10 protein-coding genes are annotated in these 16,134 nt (G+C 73.8%); 2 read left to right on the top strand and 8 right to left on the bottom strand.

Annotation, left to right across the window (positions count from 1 at the left end):
• Nucleotides 1-3: 3 nt before the first annotated feature.
• The 4 genes from GA0070611_RS03795 to GA0070611_RS03780 all read right to left on the bottom strand — a co-directional run bounded on the left by GA0070611_RS03795 (nt 4) and on the right by GA0070611_RS03780 (nt 8,218).
• Nucleotides 4-1,476, bottom strand: a complete 1,473-nt coding sequence (locus GA0070611_RS03795) for a hypothetical protein (RefSeq protein ID WP_091657441.1) — start codon at nt 1,474-1,476, stop codon at nt 4-6.
• A 178-nt stretch (nt 1,477-1,654) separates the two neighbouring features.
• Nucleotides 1,655-2,167 carry a hypothetical protein gene (locus tag GA0070611_RS03790; RefSeq protein WP_091657438.1) on the bottom strand — a complete coding sequence of 171 codons (513 nt, stop codon included), beginning with the start codon at nt 2,165-2,167 and terminating at the stop codon, nt 1,655-1,657.
• Nucleotides 2,157-3,941, bottom strand: coding sequence for a RyR domain-containing protein (locus GA0070611_RS03785; RefSeq protein ID WP_091657435.1), 1,785 nt, complete (start codon nt 3,939-3,941; stop codon nt 2,157-2,159). Before GA0070611_RS03785 ends, GA0070611_RS03790 begins: the two co-directional genes overlap by 11 nt.
• Nucleotides 3,942-4,003: 62 nt before the next feature.
• Entirely contained in the window at nt 4,004-8,218 is a 4,215-nt protein-coding gene (locus GA0070611_RS03780) for a HEAT repeat domain-containing protein (protein ID WP_091657431.1), read from the bottom strand.
• Nucleotides 8,219-8,513: 295 nt separating this feature from the next.
• Between GA0070611_RS03780 and GA0070611_RS03775 the strand changes: the two genes are divergently transcribed.
• Nucleotides 8,514-9,470 (top strand): SCO2521 family protein, encoded by a 957-nt coding sequence (locus tag GA0070611_RS03775; protein ID WP_091657428.1) that lies wholly within the window; start codon nt 8,514-8,516, stop codon nt 9,468-9,470.
• Nucleotides 9,471-9,476: 6 nt separating this feature from the next.
• Here GA0070611_RS03775 and GA0070611_RS03770 read toward each other — a convergent pair whose 3' ends face one another.
• The 4 genes from GA0070611_RS03770 to GA0070611_RS03755 form a co-directional block, all read right to left on the bottom strand.
• The gene (locus tag GA0070611_RS03770) at nt 9,477-10,454 is read right to left on the bottom strand and encodes an SCO2522 family protein (protein WP_231921317.1); all 978 of its coding nucleotides are present in this window, start codon (nt 10,452-10,454) and stop codon (nt 9,477-9,479) included.
• Nucleotides 10,439-11,368 carry an SCO2523 family variant P-loop protein gene (locus tag GA0070611_RS03765; RefSeq protein ID WP_091657424.1) on the bottom strand — a complete coding sequence of 310 codons (930 nt, stop codon included), beginning with the start codon at nt 11,366-11,368 and terminating at the stop codon, nt 10,439-10,441. The genes GA0070611_RS03770 and GA0070611_RS03765 overlap by 16 nt, the downstream gene beginning before the upstream one ends.
• Entirely contained in the window at nt 11,368-13,209 is a 1,842-nt protein-coding gene (locus GA0070611_RS03760; RefSeq protein WP_091657421.1) for an SCO2524 family protein, read from the bottom strand. The genes GA0070611_RS03765 and GA0070611_RS03760 overlap by 1 nt, the downstream gene beginning before the upstream one ends.
• Nucleotides 13,210-13,399: 190 nt before the next feature.
• Nucleotides 13,400-14,200 carry an SCO2525 family SAM-dependent methyltransferase gene (locus tag GA0070611_RS03755; RefSeq protein WP_091657417.1) on the bottom strand — a complete coding sequence of 267 codons (801 nt, stop codon included), beginning with the start codon at nt 14,198-14,200 and terminating at the stop codon, nt 13,400-13,402.
• Nucleotides 14,201-14,568: 368 nt separating this feature from the next.
• On the opposite strand from GA0070611_RS03755, the gene GA0070611_RS03750 reads away from it, so the two are divergent.
• Nucleotides 14,569-16,128, top strand: coding sequence for an MDR family MFS transporter (locus tag GA0070611_RS03750; RefSeq protein ID WP_091657414.1), 1,560 nt, complete (start codon nt 14,569-14,571; stop codon nt 16,126-16,128).
• Nucleotides 16,129-16,134 lie beyond the last annotated feature (6 nt).

The following is a 16,134-nucleotide window of genomic DNA, read 5'->3' as shown; positions in this document are numbered from 1 at the left end:
CGGTCAGCGCAGTCCCGGCCACGCGGCGAGGTAACCGCCGCCGGTGCCGTGGGAGGGGCCGGGCCCGCGCCAGAAGCCGGGCTCGTCGACCCGGGCGGCGGCGGCCGCGACCCCGCCGGACACGGCGACCCCCTCGACGACGCCCGCGCCGCCGTCGGTGAACACCACCCAGCTGAGCCGCCGCCGCAGGTCGGCCGAGAGCACCAGCACCCAGGCGTCCCCACCGGCGTACGGGGCCAGCCGCCGACCGCCGAGCGTCACCCGGGACCGACCGGCGATCTGGTACGCCGACACCCCGCCGGCGTAGATCCGGCCGGACTCGTCGGCGGTGATCGCGGACGGGGTGATGGTGTTGCCGCGGTTGCCCTTGCTGTCGATCCGGCTGATCACCACCTGCCCGGCCAACTGCCGGCCGGTGGCCGGATCGAAGCGGGCCAGGTACGTGTGGTGCGCGTTCCCCGTGTTGCTGGCCCGGCTGAAGTCGTCGGTCGCCACGTTCGGCGCGGGCCGGGTGACGTCGGCCGCCGAGCGGGTGAAGAGGCTGTTCCCGCCGGCGGTCTCGCCGGCCAGGTAGAGCCGGCCGTCCCGGCCCATCGCCACCCGGTCGGCCCGGCTGTCCGCGCACAGGTCGCCGAGGCGGTCCGCCGGCGGGTCGTAGCCGCGCCAGCGCAGCTTCCCGCTCCGGTCGTAGGCGTGCAGCCAGGCGATCTGCACCGGGTCGCACCGCCCGCCGCCGGTCTGCCGGAACCCGGCCACGAAGACCAGACCGGTGCGGTCGTCCACCGCCACGTCGCGGACCGTGCGGCCGGCGAGCCGCAGCCGCGTCAGCGTCGCGCCGCCGCGGTCGTACACGGTGACGGTGGTGCCGGCGACGGCCGCGACCGTGCCGGCGGCGCCGACCGCGACCCGGTCGACCGCGCCCCCGCGCTGCCAGCGGATCCGGGTGGCGCCCGGGTCGAGCAGCAGGACGCCCCGGTCGGTGGCGACCGCGACCTCCCCACCCGGGCGACGGACCTCCAGGTCCGCGACGGCGCCCGCCAACCGGACGGTACGCAGCAGCCGCCGCCCGGTCCCGTCGAGCAGCAGCACCGCGCCGGCGCCCTTGCCGAGGGTGGTGGTCGGGCCGCCGGGCACGCCGGTGAACCGGCCGCCGACGACGATCTCACAGGTGGGAGTCACGTCCACGCCGGTCGCCGCCCCGCCGGGACGACCGAGGTACGTCCCGGCGGTCGGGTCCAGCCGGCTCGACGAGGCCGGCGTGGCGGCCGGCTCAGGGCAGGTGACCGGAGCCGCCCCGGCGCCGGCCCGGGCGCTCGGCCGGACGCTCGGCGACGCCGCGCCGGTGGCCGGCCGGTCGGTGCCGGCGGCGGTCGGGCCGGCCGGTGCCCGCTCCCGGTCGGCACCGCAGCCGGCGGCGACGAGCAGCAGGGCCACCAGGGTCGGGGTGAGCCCGCGGCGGCGGGTGACCGTGCGCACGTCGTTCCTCCACCGGGCCGCGTCGCCACCCGAGGACGCTCCTACGACCGCCCGGGAGCCTAACCGCACCGGGCGGCCCGCCCGGCACCGGTCGGGCACCGGGCGGCCCGCCCGGCACGGGTCGGAGCCCCGCCGACCCCGAACCGGTGTCCGCGCCACCCGCTCCCGGCCGGGCCGGTCAGCCGGCGGGCGGCCGGCGGCGGGCGCCGGCGGGCCAGAGGACCGTGGTCGGGATGCCCCGGCCCCGCGCCGCGTCGATGGTCCGGTCGGTCGACGCCGCGTGGCATCCCGGCACGCCGTCCCAGACCGCCAGCAGCCGGTCCACCCGCCGCAGCAGCTCCTGGTTGGCCGCCACGAAGGCCGGGGTGCCGGAGCGGTCGTGTCCGGTGTGGATCACCGTGGTCGCCCGGGCGAGCAGCTCGTCGAAGGCCGCTCGGTGCTGCGGGCCGATCACCGCGGTCCGGTAGTCGCGCGCCGGCAGCACCACGTCGTACGTGCCACCCAGGCGCAGGACCGTGCGGGCGAAGACCTGGTCGGTGCCGGCCGCCAGGCAGGTGACGCCGTGCACCGGCCGGTCGTGGAGGCGGCGCAGCTCGGCGTGGAGCGCGTCGGCGACCAGCAGCTCCGTGTCGGGGGTCAGGTTGATGTGTCCGGTGACGCCGACGCGTACCGGGGTGGGGTCACTGGCCATCCGCCGGTCCGCTCCGTTGGGCGGGCACCGCGGGCGCCAGCCGGATCAGCTCGAATCCGCTGTCGGAGAGCACGTCGGGCAGGGCCCGGATCTCCTCGCGGTTCTGCTCCTTCAACTCGGGGGGCAGTTCCTCCCAGGGGCGCAGGGCGGGATGTCGCTGGTGGACGTCGTCGCGGCGGACGCCGTACCGCCAGCCCTCACCGCGCCGCTCGCGGCACCACCGTTCGTGTTCGAGGCGGGCGAGCTCCTCGATCCGGTCGTCGATGGCCTGTTCGGCGGAGGGGTCGCCGGGCCCGCGCCGGGGCGCCACCACGCAGCCGAGGTCGAGCAGCTTGGCGGCGATGTCCTGGACGTGCGCCCGGTTGGCGCGCCGCAGCGACTCGGGCAGCCGGGACCAGTGCACCATCGCCGGGGCGTCGCCGAGGCGCAGCCCGGCCCGCTGCTGCGCCTCGACGTAGCGTTCGTGGATCAGCTGGGCCAGCCGCTCGGTGAGGTCGTCGCCGATCAGCCGGGCGTCGCAGGCGCGGGTCAGCACCGGGTAGAGGCGCAGCTTGCCGTGCACCTCGTCGAGCAGGTCGTGGCGGGAGTCGCCGTGGAACGCCGCGGCGAGCGCCGCCTGCCGGTAGACCGGCACGAAGACGGCACTGCGGGCGCCCTGCCAGAGGGCGGGTGAGTCCAGCACGAACTGCACGCCGCTGACCTCCTCCGGCGCGCAGACGTAGATCCGGTCGTAGCCGCCCCGTTCGAGCCGGTCGAGGCTGCCGAGCCCGTCGAGGTCGAGGTCGTACGCGGTGAGCCGGCAGACGGTGCTCAGCAGCGGATAGCGGGCGGTGGCGACGTCGAGTTCGGCGTGGGCGTCGGGGGCCGCGAGGTCGATGCGCAGCGGTGGCGCGCCGGGGCGGTCGGCCCGCCAGTGCCGGGCCGTCTCCACCAGCAGGGCCCGGCGGAAGGCGCCGGTGCCGGCGATGAGCAGGCGGGTGGGCCGTTCGGTGACCTGCGGCAGCGGATGGTGCCGGTGCAGGGCGCGGGCGGCGACGTCGTCGACGTGGAAGTAGTCCAGGCGCAGCCGGCTGGACCCGGCGGCGCCGAGTCGGCGGGCCTGCAGGGCCAGGCACATCTCCGAGTCGTGGACCAGCACGTAGACCCGGGGCGGTTCGCGGCGGTCCTGGACGAGCCGGCTGGCGGTGTTGGCGATGGCGTGGTTGTGGTCGTCGTCGTCGCTGCAGGCGTAGATGGTGTGGGCCCGGGGCAGGCCGGCGCCCCGCAGCACCTCCGGGCTGGTCGGGTCGCCGACCACGCCGAGGTAGCGGCGTCGGCGGTACTCCAGCGGGCCGAAGGCGGTGGAGCGGACCACGACCACGCGCTCGCCCTCGCCGAAGAGCCGGTCGGCGAGCATGTGGGCGAACTGGGAGTCGCCGCAGACCAGGACGTGGCCGCGGGACTGTCGGGCGCGCAGCCGGCGGCTCTCGGCGGCCAGCAGCAGGCGGCCGGCCTCGGCCACGGCGAGGAGGGTGAACAGCGGGGCGGCGAACCGGGCGACCTGCAACTGCCAGGGGTAGGGGCCGGGGTTCTGGAACGGTTCGGCGCCGAAGACGAAGAGCTGAAGGTCGTAGTAGAGCACGTCGTAGCGGTCGTGGACGGTGTCCGGGCGGACCTGGAGCAGGCTGGAGAAGCCGAGGTAGCCGAGCACGAGGGCGGTCAGGCCGATGAGGCCGAACAGGCCCCTGAGCCACCATCCGGTCTGGCGGGGCGAGCCGGCGACCGGGTCCGTCATGTGGTCGATGGTATTTGACCGGGTCGATCAACAGCGGACTCGACGCGCTCGCCGGGGCCTGGTCACGGGAAGTCGTCGGGCGTGGTGTCGGGCAGCGTGGCCAGCAGTTGCCCGGCCAGCCGGCGTACCGTGTCGTCGCCCTCCCGGTGGCCCAGCCGGACGAGCAGCTGCCGGGTGCGGGGGTCGCGGTAGTGGTGGCGGGTCAGCGCGAGCAGGGCGGTCCGGCGGATCTCCCAGTCGTCGTCGTCGGCCAGTCGCAGCAGCAGCTCCGGCACGCCCGCGCGGCGGGCCAGGGTGGCGCCGAGCTGTTCCACCGCGCGCCGGCGGACCTCCAGGGCCGGGTCGTCGCGGACCAGCCCGACGAGCAGCACCTGCACCTCGGGATCGGCGCCGAAGTGCTCACCGAGGGCGGCGGCGATCCGGGCGCGGATCGCCGGGTCCTGATCGGCCAGGCGGCGCATCAGGCGCAGGGTGACCGCCATCGAGGCGCTCCCCCGCTCGGTCAGGCAGCAGACCGCGGCGTCGAACACGGTCGGGTCGGTGTCCGACTCGACGCGTTCCAGCAGCACGTCGGTCACCGCGTCGGGGTCGCCGTACCGGCAGAGGGTACGCACGGCGGCGAGCCGGATGCCGACGTAGCTGTCCCGGCGGGCCCGCCGGCACAGGGTCTCCAGCAGCCCCTCGGTCTGCCCGTGCCGGGCGAGCGTGTCGGCGGCGGCGCGCAGCACGTTCGGGTCGGGATCGCGGCTGACCTGTTCGGCGAGGCATTCCCGGACCGCCGGGTCGGGTGGGTCGGCGAGGCGGGCCAGGCTGCGGGTGACCCGCAACCGCACGAGCGCGTCGCGCTCCTGGAAGGCGCGGCTGATGAGCAGGTCGCGGGTGGCCTGGCCGAACGGTTGCCGGCCGGTGAGCAGGTCGACGGCGGTGAGCCGGACGCCGGCGGTCGGGTCGCGGCGGGCGCTGTCCAGCAGCAGGTCCGCGGTGCGGGGGTCGGGGTGGGCCTCGGCCAGCGCGCGGACCGCCGCGAGGCGGACGGTGGCGTCCTCGTCGGCGCGCGCCGCGTGCGCCACCACGCTGCGGCAGGTGTCGTCGGTGCCGCCCCGGTCGAGCAGCGCGGTCACGGCGGCGGCCCGTACGGAGGCGTCCTCGTCCTGTTCGAGCTGGTCGATCAGCCGGGCCCGGCAGCGCCCGTCCGGGTCGGGGACGAGGGCCAGCCGCTGCACGGCGGTGGCGCGCAGCCGGGCCGACCCGTCCGAGCCGGCCAGTTTCAGCAGCAGCTCGACCTCCTGCGGATCGGGCCGCTCCGGCAGGAGCCTGGTCAGCAGGCAGCGCCGTACCTCGTCCGGGGAGTCGCCGGTCACCCGGTGCAGGGCACGGGTGCGGGCGGTCGCGGCGTGCTCGGGCAGGGCCAGCAGGGTGCTCAGCGCGTCCTGCACGACCGCCGGGTCCGGGTCGGTGGCCAGCAGCCGTTGCAGGGTGCCGGGGGCGTCCGGCAGGTCGGCGCAGCGGGTGGTGAGGACGGCGACGGCGGCCCGGCGGACCGTGGTGGCGGGGTCCTCGGTGGCGCGCAGCAGGACGTCGCGGACGTCGTCGGTGAGCTCGGCACGGCCGCCGAGCGACTGGACGGCCAGCGCGCGGACCGCGGGGTCGGGTGAGTCGGCGAGCTCGCGCAGCGCCTCGGTGAGATCGGGGTCGGTGCCGAAGTGACTGATCACGGCCCGGACGGCGGCCTGCCGCACGGCGGTGGAGACCTCGGCCCGGGCCTGGGCGAGCAGGATGTCGCGGTAGCGCCGGCGGCCACTGTCGGCGCCGTCCAGCCGGCCGGCGGCCTCGGCCAGCCCGGCGACCAGGGTGAGGTGGGCCTGGCGCTCGCGCCCCGGCTGGAGTTCCCGGACCAGCAGGTCCTCCAGGTGTTCCTCGGTGGTGGACAGCGCGGCGGCGATCCGGGTGGCGAAGGCGGAACCGGCCCGCCAGCTGGTCCGGACGCCCCGGCGGCGGTACCAGGTGAGGAAGGTGTTGCGGCTGGGCCAGTTCGGGCCGAGGGCCCGGATCGAGGAGAGCAGCTCCTGTTCGGTGAGGTCCACCAGGTTGGGGTCGTCGGCGGAGATGCCGTGTTCGACCAGCAGCACGATCCGGCGCAGCACGGCGTCACCGGCGTCGGCCAGGTCGGCGGGCTGTGGGGTCTCGGCGACGCACTGGGCGGCCAGCACCAGGTTCCAGGGCGGGGCGGTCAGGTTGAGCGGCGGCCAGGGCTCGGTGGTCTCGGTGGCGAGCAGGGTGATCAGGTCGTTGGCGGTCCGGGCGGGCAGCGCGCCGGCGACCAGCCGGAGCACCTCCCGCCAGGACGGGTCGGCCCAGTGGTCGCGGAAGAGGGCGCGGAGCCGGTCGAGGCCCCAGGACCCGGGGTCGTTCTCGATCCTGTCCACGATCTCCTCGGCGCAGAAGAACTCCAGGAACGCGCGGTGCACGAAACCGAACAGGCGCAGTCCGTACCGTTCCAGGATGAAGCTCCGCCGGCGCAGTTTGTCGATCATCGAGTGGGCCATGGCGAGGGCGCGCTCGTTCCCGAAACCGTAGAACGCGACGAGGTGGTCGCGGAAGATGAGGGCCAGTTCGTCGGAGTCGATGTAGTTGCCGGCCGGCCCGGATTCCCGGAACTGCATCCAGAAGGCCAGGTGCCGCAGGAGCCGCCGCTTGGCCTGCGGGTCCAGCGAGGGTACGTCGCCGTGGCTCTCCCGTAGCTGTTTGGTGACGTCCCACTCCGAGATGAGCACGTCGGTGACGTGGGCGTAGAGCCGACGCCGGTTGCGGGGCAGGGGGTGGCTGCGCCCGACGATCGTCATGAGCATCAGCAGCAGGGGGTTGCCGGCGATCTCGTGCATCGCCCGGGAGGTGCGCAGCATGTCGAGCAGTTGCCGGCGTTGCCGTTGGGCCTGCACCGGCGGGGTGGGCATCACGTAGCGGTACCAGTTGTCGAGGAACCGGGTGATCTGCTCGTCGTCGAGGTCCTCCAGAGTGAAGTGGTCGAAGCCGGCGTTGGCGAAGGTCTGTCGCTGGTAGCCGGCCGCCCGCGAGGTGACCACCGACAGCACCCCGGGGTACTCGTTGGCGAAGGTGGCGATCTGGGCGGCCACCTCTTCGCGCTGGACCGGGTCGAACACCTCGTCGAGGCCGTCGAAGAGGAAGAGCGCCTGGCCGCCCTGGCGCAGGTACGGCTCCAGCACCTCCTGGTCGATGCCGGTCAGGCCCTGCTGGTGGCGGTGGCCGACGTAGTCGAGCAGGCCGTCGCAGCGCCCGTCGCCGTGGTGCGCGGCGTAGGAGCGCAGTTCGATCAGCACGGGCAGGTACCGGTTCAGCGCCGCGAGTCGGGGTTCCTCGCAGGCGCCGGCCAGCGCCAGGGCCAGGTAACGGGCGGCCGCCGACTTGCCGGAGCCGGGGTCGCCGAGCAGCACGATGGTCCGCCGGCCCGGGTCGCCGACCACGTCGAACAGCGACAGCGCGTCCTTGGCCGCGTACTCCTCCCAGAGCCGTTCCACCTCCTGCGGGTTGACCACGCCGGGCAGGCCGCCGGTGTCGCCGCCCGGGGTGGCGCCGGCCCACCGCCACCAGGCCAGCGGCATCTCCGGCCGGGCGTCCTCGTGCACCCTCGGCTCGACGAACACCTTCGGCAGCCCGACGGTGAGGTAGCCGATGGTGGGGCGGGGTGAGACGGCGTCGACCGGGACGGCCTGGTAGCGCAACGCGAGCTGCTTGCAGTAGTGGCTGCGCACCGCCTCGGGCAGGTGGGTGTCCGGGTCGGCCGGGCCGCGCGCCGGCGACCGTCCACTGCGGACGTCGGCCAGCGCCGCGGTGACCTTGGCGGTGAGGTCGTCGACGCTGGAGAAGAAGTCGCACAGGTGCCGTTCCTTGAGCTCCTTGCGCAGTTCGACGATCCGTTCCCCGTCGACGCCCCGGTCGACCAGGTCGACCGGCCAGGGGGTCTCCTCGGCGAGCAGGAAGACCAGGCAGGGCTTGCCGGCCGCGAGTGCCTCGCGGTACTCCAGCTCGGTGATGGAGGACTCCTGGCCGGGCGGGCGGAACCCGTAGCGCCAGGCGAACAGTCCGACGTAGAGGTCGCAGCGGCGCACGTCGGCGAGGCACCGGTCGAGCGGGGGCCGGACGTCGGCGCCGTACGCCTCCATGGCGACGTCCTCGATCTCGAGGCGGCGCGCCACGGCGTGCACGGCAGCGCGATATTCCAGCAGGTCCTTTTGGGTGGCCGAAATGTAGACCTTCATGAACGGCAACTCCAGGGGTAGCTGGCGACCGCACCCTCGAAAATATCAGTCGTCGTCACGTTCGCGCGGCCGGTGAACGCTCGGCGGCGCTTCGTCATGAATGGGATTCCCGTCGATGTCCGGCCTATGATGTCCTTCGGGGCAGCTGCCGGTCCGCGCCCCGGTTCCCGTCGTCGCGGGAATCCGGTCAACCGCGGGCGGGCCGGTCCCGGCACGGATCACGGCGAGTGGGAATCAGCGTGGGTCGCATTCCGCAGGATGATTGCGGACGGACGGCATCGATGCGGAGGCAGCCATGATCACGGTCGGCGAGGTGCACACCAATCTGCTCCAGCACAGCACCGCGCTGGGCCAGGAGCAGAGCACGGAGGTGCTCAGCCTGGTCGAGGGCGAGGCCGTGCTGACCTCCCGCCGTCCGTCGCTCTACGCGGTCTCGCCCGACGTGCGCACCGGCGTGGACTGCTGGCTGCCCAGTGCCCGCCGGCGGCAGCTGCGCGGCGTGGGCGCGGTGGTCACCCGGGCCATCATCACCGGCGGCCGGATCGTGCAGGCGTCCTCGGTCATCCAGGTCGTCGCGGGCGAACGTCGCCAGCCGTGGTCGCACTACCTGGCCAACCCGGGCGTCCTGGAGACCGTCGGCAAGCTCGACAGCGCCGACCTGACCGCGGGTTTCCTGCGCGGCAACGACGCGGACGTGCTGAACCTGGAGGCGATCACCGGACGGGTGCTCGACGGGGTGCAGATGTCCGACCTGCTGGACCGGCGTCCGCCGTTGCGCGCGGCCCGGACCCGGCTGCGCTGGGCCGCGCAGGTCGGTCCGCAGCCCGACCGGGAGGTCTCGGCCGTCGTCACGGTGGACTCCCCCACCCTGCGTACGGTCGAACTGGTGCTCGCCCCGCAGGACGTGCCGGCCGCGGTGGCCGGTCTCTGCGAGGACCTCGCGTTGCACGACTGGCTGCTGACCATGCTCTCCTCCCTGGTGGAGGCGGCGGTCACCCGGTCGGCCTCCGGGCAGGAGCACGTGGAGCGGCTGCGGCCGGTGCTGGAGCACCTGCTGCACCTGTGGTTGCCCGGCGCACGGGTCAACCCGCGGCTGCGCCCGATCTGGGACCGGCTGGAGCAGGTGCCCGGGTTCAGCCGGCAGTGGAACTCGTCGGTGAACTGGATCCGGGATCAGATCAGCGTGGGCAACATGGCGCTGCTGCGGGACCTGGCCGCCCGGACGGCCGTCGAGCAGCCGTGCCGGCGGTGACCGCGCTCACCCGCCGATGAACACGTAGCTGAGCCGGTCCACCAGCTCACTGGGCAGGTGCAGGCCCTCGCCACCGGCGCGCCGGGCGACCTGCTGGGCGACCGCCGGCGGCACCGCCACCTGCCCGAGGATGGTGCGTACCGCCAGCTCGACCGGCAGGTACTGGGTGTCCATCAGGGTCAGCGTGCGGTACGCGCAGAACGGCGCGGCGGCCGGGTTGAGCTGTACGACCGCCGGCAGCGCGTCCCAGTCCGCGGGCAGCTCACCGGTCAGCGGGCTCGGTTGCACCAGGGTCTGCCCACGGTGCCGCAGCACGCCCAGCCGGGTCATCTGCCACACCGAGGCGAGCAGCGCGCAGGCCCACACCCGGGTGGTCGGCTCCTCGGACCAGAGTTCGATGTCGACGAAGATGGAGTGCCGGGGGTCGCCGGACTGCACGGGCGGGGACCAGGGGCGCGGCAGGGTCATCGCGGGCGCGTCCGCGTACCCGGGTGAGCGCATCCCGTTGGACAGCCAGCCGGACTCGCTGAGCGGGGGCCGGCTGCCGTTGGTGTGCCGGGGTGGTTCGACCACCAGGGTGTCGACCACCATCTGGGCCAGCTCGACGCCGCCGTGCCGGGCGAAGCTGGACTCGCGGGCCACGTAGTCCAGCACCAGGCCGTGCTCCGCCGCGGCGCTCTGCACCTGGGGGATCACCTCGCGGGGCGTGCCGAACCGGTGGAAGTAGTCGTCCACCATGAAGCAGGTGCTGATCCGCGGCTGGCGCGTCCCCGGGACGCCCCGGCGGGCCAGGGCCGGGATCGCCGCCGACCAGTCGGCGATGCGCGCGAACCGGCGCCGCAGGTCCTGGCATCCGGCGCCGAAGTCCTCCGCGTAGAAGTGCCCCAGTTCGACCGACAGGTGGGAGTACGCCACGCTCTCTGTTCGACGCACCGCAGCCGCCTCCTGGAACCTGACATCCACGTCGATCACACGGTCTCCCATGCGGTCTCGTCGAAGAGCTTCTCGGTCAGGTCCACGATGGCGTCCACTGTCTTCACGTTCGCGATCTTGGCTTGTACGTCGTGGTCCGAGATGAGCTGTTCCCGCCACTGCAACAGCGGGTCCAGCGGCACCGCGCCGAGCAGCGTGGTGCGCCCGACGCCACGGCGGCGGGCCAGTTCCGACAGTTCGGTGTCGCACGTGCGCAGGAACGCCTGCTGCGCGAGGTCGAGGTGGCCGACCTCGGGGCCCCGGGAGTCGATCACCGCGGTGCGGACGAACCGCAGCGACTCCCGCAGCCGCTCCGGCTCGTGCCCGTACTCCTTGCCCATGGCGAGGATGCCGCCGGCCTCGAAGGCGAGGTCGGCGGCGGCGGTGACGTGCTGGGGCGTCCAGCGGTGGAAGACCAGCCAGCGGGCGGTCACCTTGCGCAGGGTGGGGGTGGCGGTGGCGGCCAGCGCGATCTGGCTGGCGTACGAGCGGCCGGCGCTGAGGTCGACCAGGGTCAGGTCGAACTCCTCCTCCAGCCGCAGGAAGAGCTCGGCGCAGCGCCGGGCGATGTCGTTGGTGAAGCCGAACTCGCTGCCGTTGCGCTGGCCGGGCAGCAGCACCAGCGGGCCGGACCCGATGGGGCGCTGGCGCAGGCTGGCCCGTTCCGAGGTGCCCCAGACGTCCAGCTGCTCGGGGAACGGGATCTCGCCGCGAAGGTAGCGGTGCAGGCCGCCGCCGTTGGGCCCGGCGCCCTCCACCCCGTTGACCGCCTGCGGGATCTGGAAGGTGATGCCGGCGGTCGGCGAGCCGAAGTCGTAGTCCAGGTAGCAGGTGGGGCGCCCGGACAGCGCGCTGCGGTAGGCGATGTTCGCGGCGGTCACCGAACGACCGGTGCCGCCCTTGTGCGACGTGACGAAGACCAGCATCAGATCCCCTCGCTGGCTTTCTGCTGGCCGGTGGTGACGTCGTTGAGCAGGAGCAGCAGCGTGTTCGCCAGGGCGGCGGCCGTGCCCGGGCGCTCGTCGACCAGCAGCTGCGCCCGGCGCAGGCTGGCCCGGATGCTGCGCATGCTGCGCTGCATCGCGTCGCCGGCGAAGGTGCCGCGCATCAGCTCGCGGTCGAAGAGGTACTCCGCCTCGTCGATCAGGTCCTGGGCGTACGCGGCGAGCCGGCCGGCGCGCGGGAAGGGCCGGTCCCAGAGCAGCTGCCCGGCGTTGACCAGAGCGTGCACCACCCGCTCGGTCAGATACCAGGAGGGCGCCTCCGGCTTGGGTGCCAGCCCCGGGAAGGCGCCGCCGGTGTGGTCCCACAACCCTCGGTGCCGGCCGTCGGGGATCCGGCGCAGCAGCAGGTGGTCCCACACCTCGTCGGCCAGTTCGAGCAGTTCGCTGCGCCGACGGGCGTTGCTCAGCAGGCCGGCGACGGTGGTGGCGCGTTGCAGCAGCACGGTGGAGAACTCGTTGACGTTCCACGTCATGATCGGCTTGGACGTGTTGTCGTTGAGGGTGACCCGCTTACCGGGCGCGTGCACCAGCAGCGCCGGCTCACCGGGCGACGCGCGCCGGGTGACGCGGGCCCGCTGGGCGAGTTCGACCAGCACCGCAGCGATGCGGCCGAGTTCCTCGTCGCCGCCGCGTCCGACGGCGAGCAGTCCCTTGACCGCCAGCGACGTCGCCTGGAGCGTGTAGTAGTCGGTGCGGTCGCCGTCGGTGGTGCGCCACGGGATGTCCTCGATGGGCCAGCGCCGCCGGTTGCCGAAGGTCGCCACCGTCGCCCAGTAGGTCCGGGTCAGCTCCCAGCGCAGTTGCAGGGCCCGCGACAGCCGCTGCTGTTCCTCGGTGAGCAGGCCGAGCAGGCGGGTGCGTTCGGAGTTCAGGTCCTCGATCGCGTCCATCGCGATGACGGTGAAGTAGAGGTAGGGGGCGTTCTCGGCGGATCCTTCGCGTTGCCGGCCGATCGGCTCGGTGGTGGGGACCGCCTCGGCGCCGGCGATGGTGCCCCAGGACCAGCCGCACTCGAAGAGCATGTCGCTGTTGTCGAGGTCCTCGGTGACCCGGCCGGACCCGATGACCACGCTGCGCAGGCTGGCCATGGTGTCGCGGAGTTGTTCGCGCAGCGCGGTGACGAGTTCGCGGCGCGGCAGCTCGTCCTGGTTGACCATGTCGACCAGCCGGCGGCCGTACTCGTCGGTGGAGGTGAAGACGAAGGTGCTGAAGCTGCGCAGCAGGCCCACCATGGCGGCGGTGAGCCGGATGCCGGCCATCGCCTCCAGCTCCTCCAGCTGGGCCAGCAGGTCCCTGCGCTGGGTGGCCTGCCGGTAGACCTTGACGAAACCGATCGTGGCCAGGGTGAGGGTGATGGAGACCGCGAACGAGTCGACGATGTCCAGGGAGCGTTGGTCCTCGCTGAGTTCCGGGCCGCCCTCGGTCGGGGTGAGGTAACTGCCCCCGCTGAAGATCGGGGTGCCGTCCTCGGCGGTGTACCGGCGGAAGTAGTCGATCATGACGCCGACCAGTCGGCGGGGGATCTCGATCGCGCCGCCGATGGGGCTGAGCGCGTCGATCACCTCGTCGTCGGCGCGGTCCGGGTCGTCGAGCGACAGCACGGGGACCTTGGCGGCGGGCAGGAGCAGGACCAGCAACTGCTCGGCGTCACTGATGGAATTGCTGCCGCTGCGACCGCCCCAGTGCCATTCACCGCTGTCCCAACAACTGCGCACCGTCGCCCGCCAGATGTCGAGGATCTCCTGACGCGGCTGTATCCGCATGATCCACCGCCGTCTGCATCTAGTCGCCGACTCGGAACCGCTGGTGTTGCCGTGCGCACGATGATCCACGATGACCGGCACCGATGTGCGATGTCATGGTAACGGGCCGGTCGAGGGTGACCGGAGACGCGCTGCCGCCGCGTGTCGGCGGGGGCGCGGCCCTCCCCCACGGCCCCGGCGACCGCCGTGCTCATCGGGGCCGGCCACGGGTCCGGCCGGTGGCCAGCAGCATGCTCAGGTACCCGTCGCGCAACGGCGGCCGGGGGTGCTCCTCGTGGACGGTCACGTCGTACGCGCCGGCCGCGATGCCCGCCACCACCTCGGCGCGGCGCAGCGCCACGGCCGGGAAGGAGCGCGGCCCGACGCGGTACCCGGCCGAGCCGAGCATCACCGCCACCGCGAAGGGCGCGCCGGGGCGCAACGCCCGCAGGAACCGGGCCACGGCGTGCTCGGCCTCGGACCGGTCGGCCGAGATGGAGCAGGCCACGAAGAACATCGTGCCCGCGTCCCACGCGTGCTGCGGCAGGTCGAAGACGCTGGTCCGGCAGACCCGGCCGACCTGCGCCAGCCGGCGGCGCGGATCGGGCAGCGCCGCGTACGCCGGGTGCTCGGCGCAGACCCGCCAGTACGGGTCCCAGAGCGCGTCGTAGCCGTCGACCTGGGTACGCAGCCAGCGCACGTTGGACGTGGACCACTCGCACAGGTCGACGCGGCGCGCGAAGGGCAGCAGCGTCAGGGCCGGGTAGAGGTTGGCGCCCGACCCGACGTCGACGCAGCGGGCCTCGGCCAGCTGCGCCCCGGCGAAGAAGTCCCGGGTCCGGCGCAGCAGCTCCCGGTCGTCGGCGCGCAGGTCCGCGTAGTTGTGCCGGACGTACGCCTGCGGGTCGAAGCCGTCCCACTCGACCTCGGCGTTCACCGGGCTCGGGGACTGGATCGGCACGGATGACGCGGGCGAGTCGCCACAGCCGCCGGCCGCCGGGGTCAACGCCATGGACGTGCCTCCATCGGTCTGGGCGAATCACACTCGGTCGTCGCTCCGGCGCGCTGAGTGCACCGACCATTGTGTATCGAAACCTATGCCTACCCGCAAGGGGCAGCACCCCGGCCGCTCGCCCCGGGACGGGCGCACCGCCGGTCGCCGTCGACTGCCGCTGCGCGCGTACGCCTGCGTACCGGGGCAGCCGTCCTCGTCCGTCGCGGGCTCGGGAGCAATCCGGGGCGTATAGTCCGCCACGGGACGCTTCCGGCGGCCGCCCCGGCCTGGTCCCTGGTGTCGCGGTCGTCGCGGCACCCGCCGCACCGGGCACCCGCCCGACGGGTCAGGGCGACGACAGCGCCGGACCCGGAGGAGTGACGCGCATGGTGGCGACAACCGCGGGCGGTGACGGACCATCGCCGACCGATGACGACCAGGCCGCGACGGGCGTCGGCTTCCGCTCCGACCGTGGCCCGGTGCTCGCCGCGATCATGCTCAGCACCAGCCTGGTCGCCCTGGACGCCACGATCATCGCCACCGCCGTGCCCTCGATCGTGCACGACCTCGGCGGCTTCTCCCAGTTCCCCTGGCTGTTCTCGATCTACCTGCTGACCCAGGCCGTCACGGTGCCGATCTACGGCAAGTTCGCCGACTCGCTGGGCCGCAAGCCCGTCATGTTCTTCGGCATCGCGCTGTTCCTGCTCGGCTCGGTCCTGTGCGGCGTCGCGTGGAGCATGCCCGCGCTGATCGTCGCCCGCGCCGTGCAGGGCATCGGGGCGGGCGCGGTGCAGCCGATGAGCATGACCATCGTCGGTGACCTCTACACGGTGCAGGAACGCGCCCGGGTGCAGGGCTACCTGGCCAGCGTGTGGGGCGTCTCCGCGGTGCTGGGTCCCACCCTCGGCGGGGTCTTCTCCGAGTACCTGTCCTGGCGGTGGATCTTCTACCTCAACCTGCCGCTCGGGGCGGTGGCGTGCTGGGCGCTGGCCCGCCACTTCACCGAACGGATCACCCGCCACCGGCACCGGGTGGACTACGCGGGCGCCGTCCTGCTCACCGTCGGCTTCGGGTTGCTCATCCTCGGGCTCCTCGAGGGAGGCGTGGCGTGGCCGTGGGCGTCCGCGCCCAGCCTGTCGATCCTCGTCACCGGCGCGGTGGCGCTGGCCGCGTTCGTCGTCGTGGAGCGCCGCGCCGTCGAGCCGGTGCTGCCGCTGTGGGTGTTCGGACGCCGGATCCTGGCCGGCGGCAGCCTCACCGCCCTGTGCGTCGGCGCCCTCACCATCGGCCTGAGTTCCTACCTGCCCACCTACGCCGAAGGTGTGCTCGGCACCAGCGCGCTGGTCGCCGGGTTCGCGCTCGCGGCGATGACGGTCGGCTGGCCGCTGTCGGCCAGCCTCGCCGGGCGGGTCTACCTGCGGATCGGCTTCCGCGACACCGCGCTCGTCGGGGCCGGCTTCGTGATCGGCGGCGCGCTGCTGACCACCCTGTTGGGGCCGCGCTCGACGGTGTGGGCGGTCGCCGCCGCGGCCTTCGTGCTCGGCGTCGGGCTGGGGCTCACCTCCAGCCCGACGCTGGTCGCCGTGCAGTCGGTCGTCGGGTGGGACCGTCGTGGCGTGGTCACCGGCGCCAACATGTTCAGCCGGTCGCTGGGCAGCGCGGTCGGCGCCGCCGTCTTCGGGGCGATCGCCAACGCCACCCTCGCCGACCGGTTCGCCCACCCGCCGGCCCGGATCGCCGCCGACCTGCCGCGGCAGGCGGACGCCGCCAGCCTGGTGCTGGGCGGGCACCGCCAGGCCACCCCCACGGCGGTGGCCGACTACGTCCGCGCGTCGCTGTACGACGCGACCCACCACGTGTTCGTCGCGCTGGCGGTGCTCGGGGCCCTGGTGCTGGGCGCGGTGCTGTCGATGCCGCGCCGCAGCCAGGACCTCACCTTCGAGTAGTGGGCG

The organism is Micromonospora auratinigra (genome assembly GCF_900089595.1).
In the GTDB taxonomy this organism is placed as follows: Bacteria; Actinomycetota; Actinomycetes; order Mycobacteriales; family Micromonosporaceae; genus Micromonospora; species Micromonospora auratinigra.
Note: the sequence above shows the minus strand (reverse complement) of the source record. Positions and strands in the feature narration are given on the sequence as shown.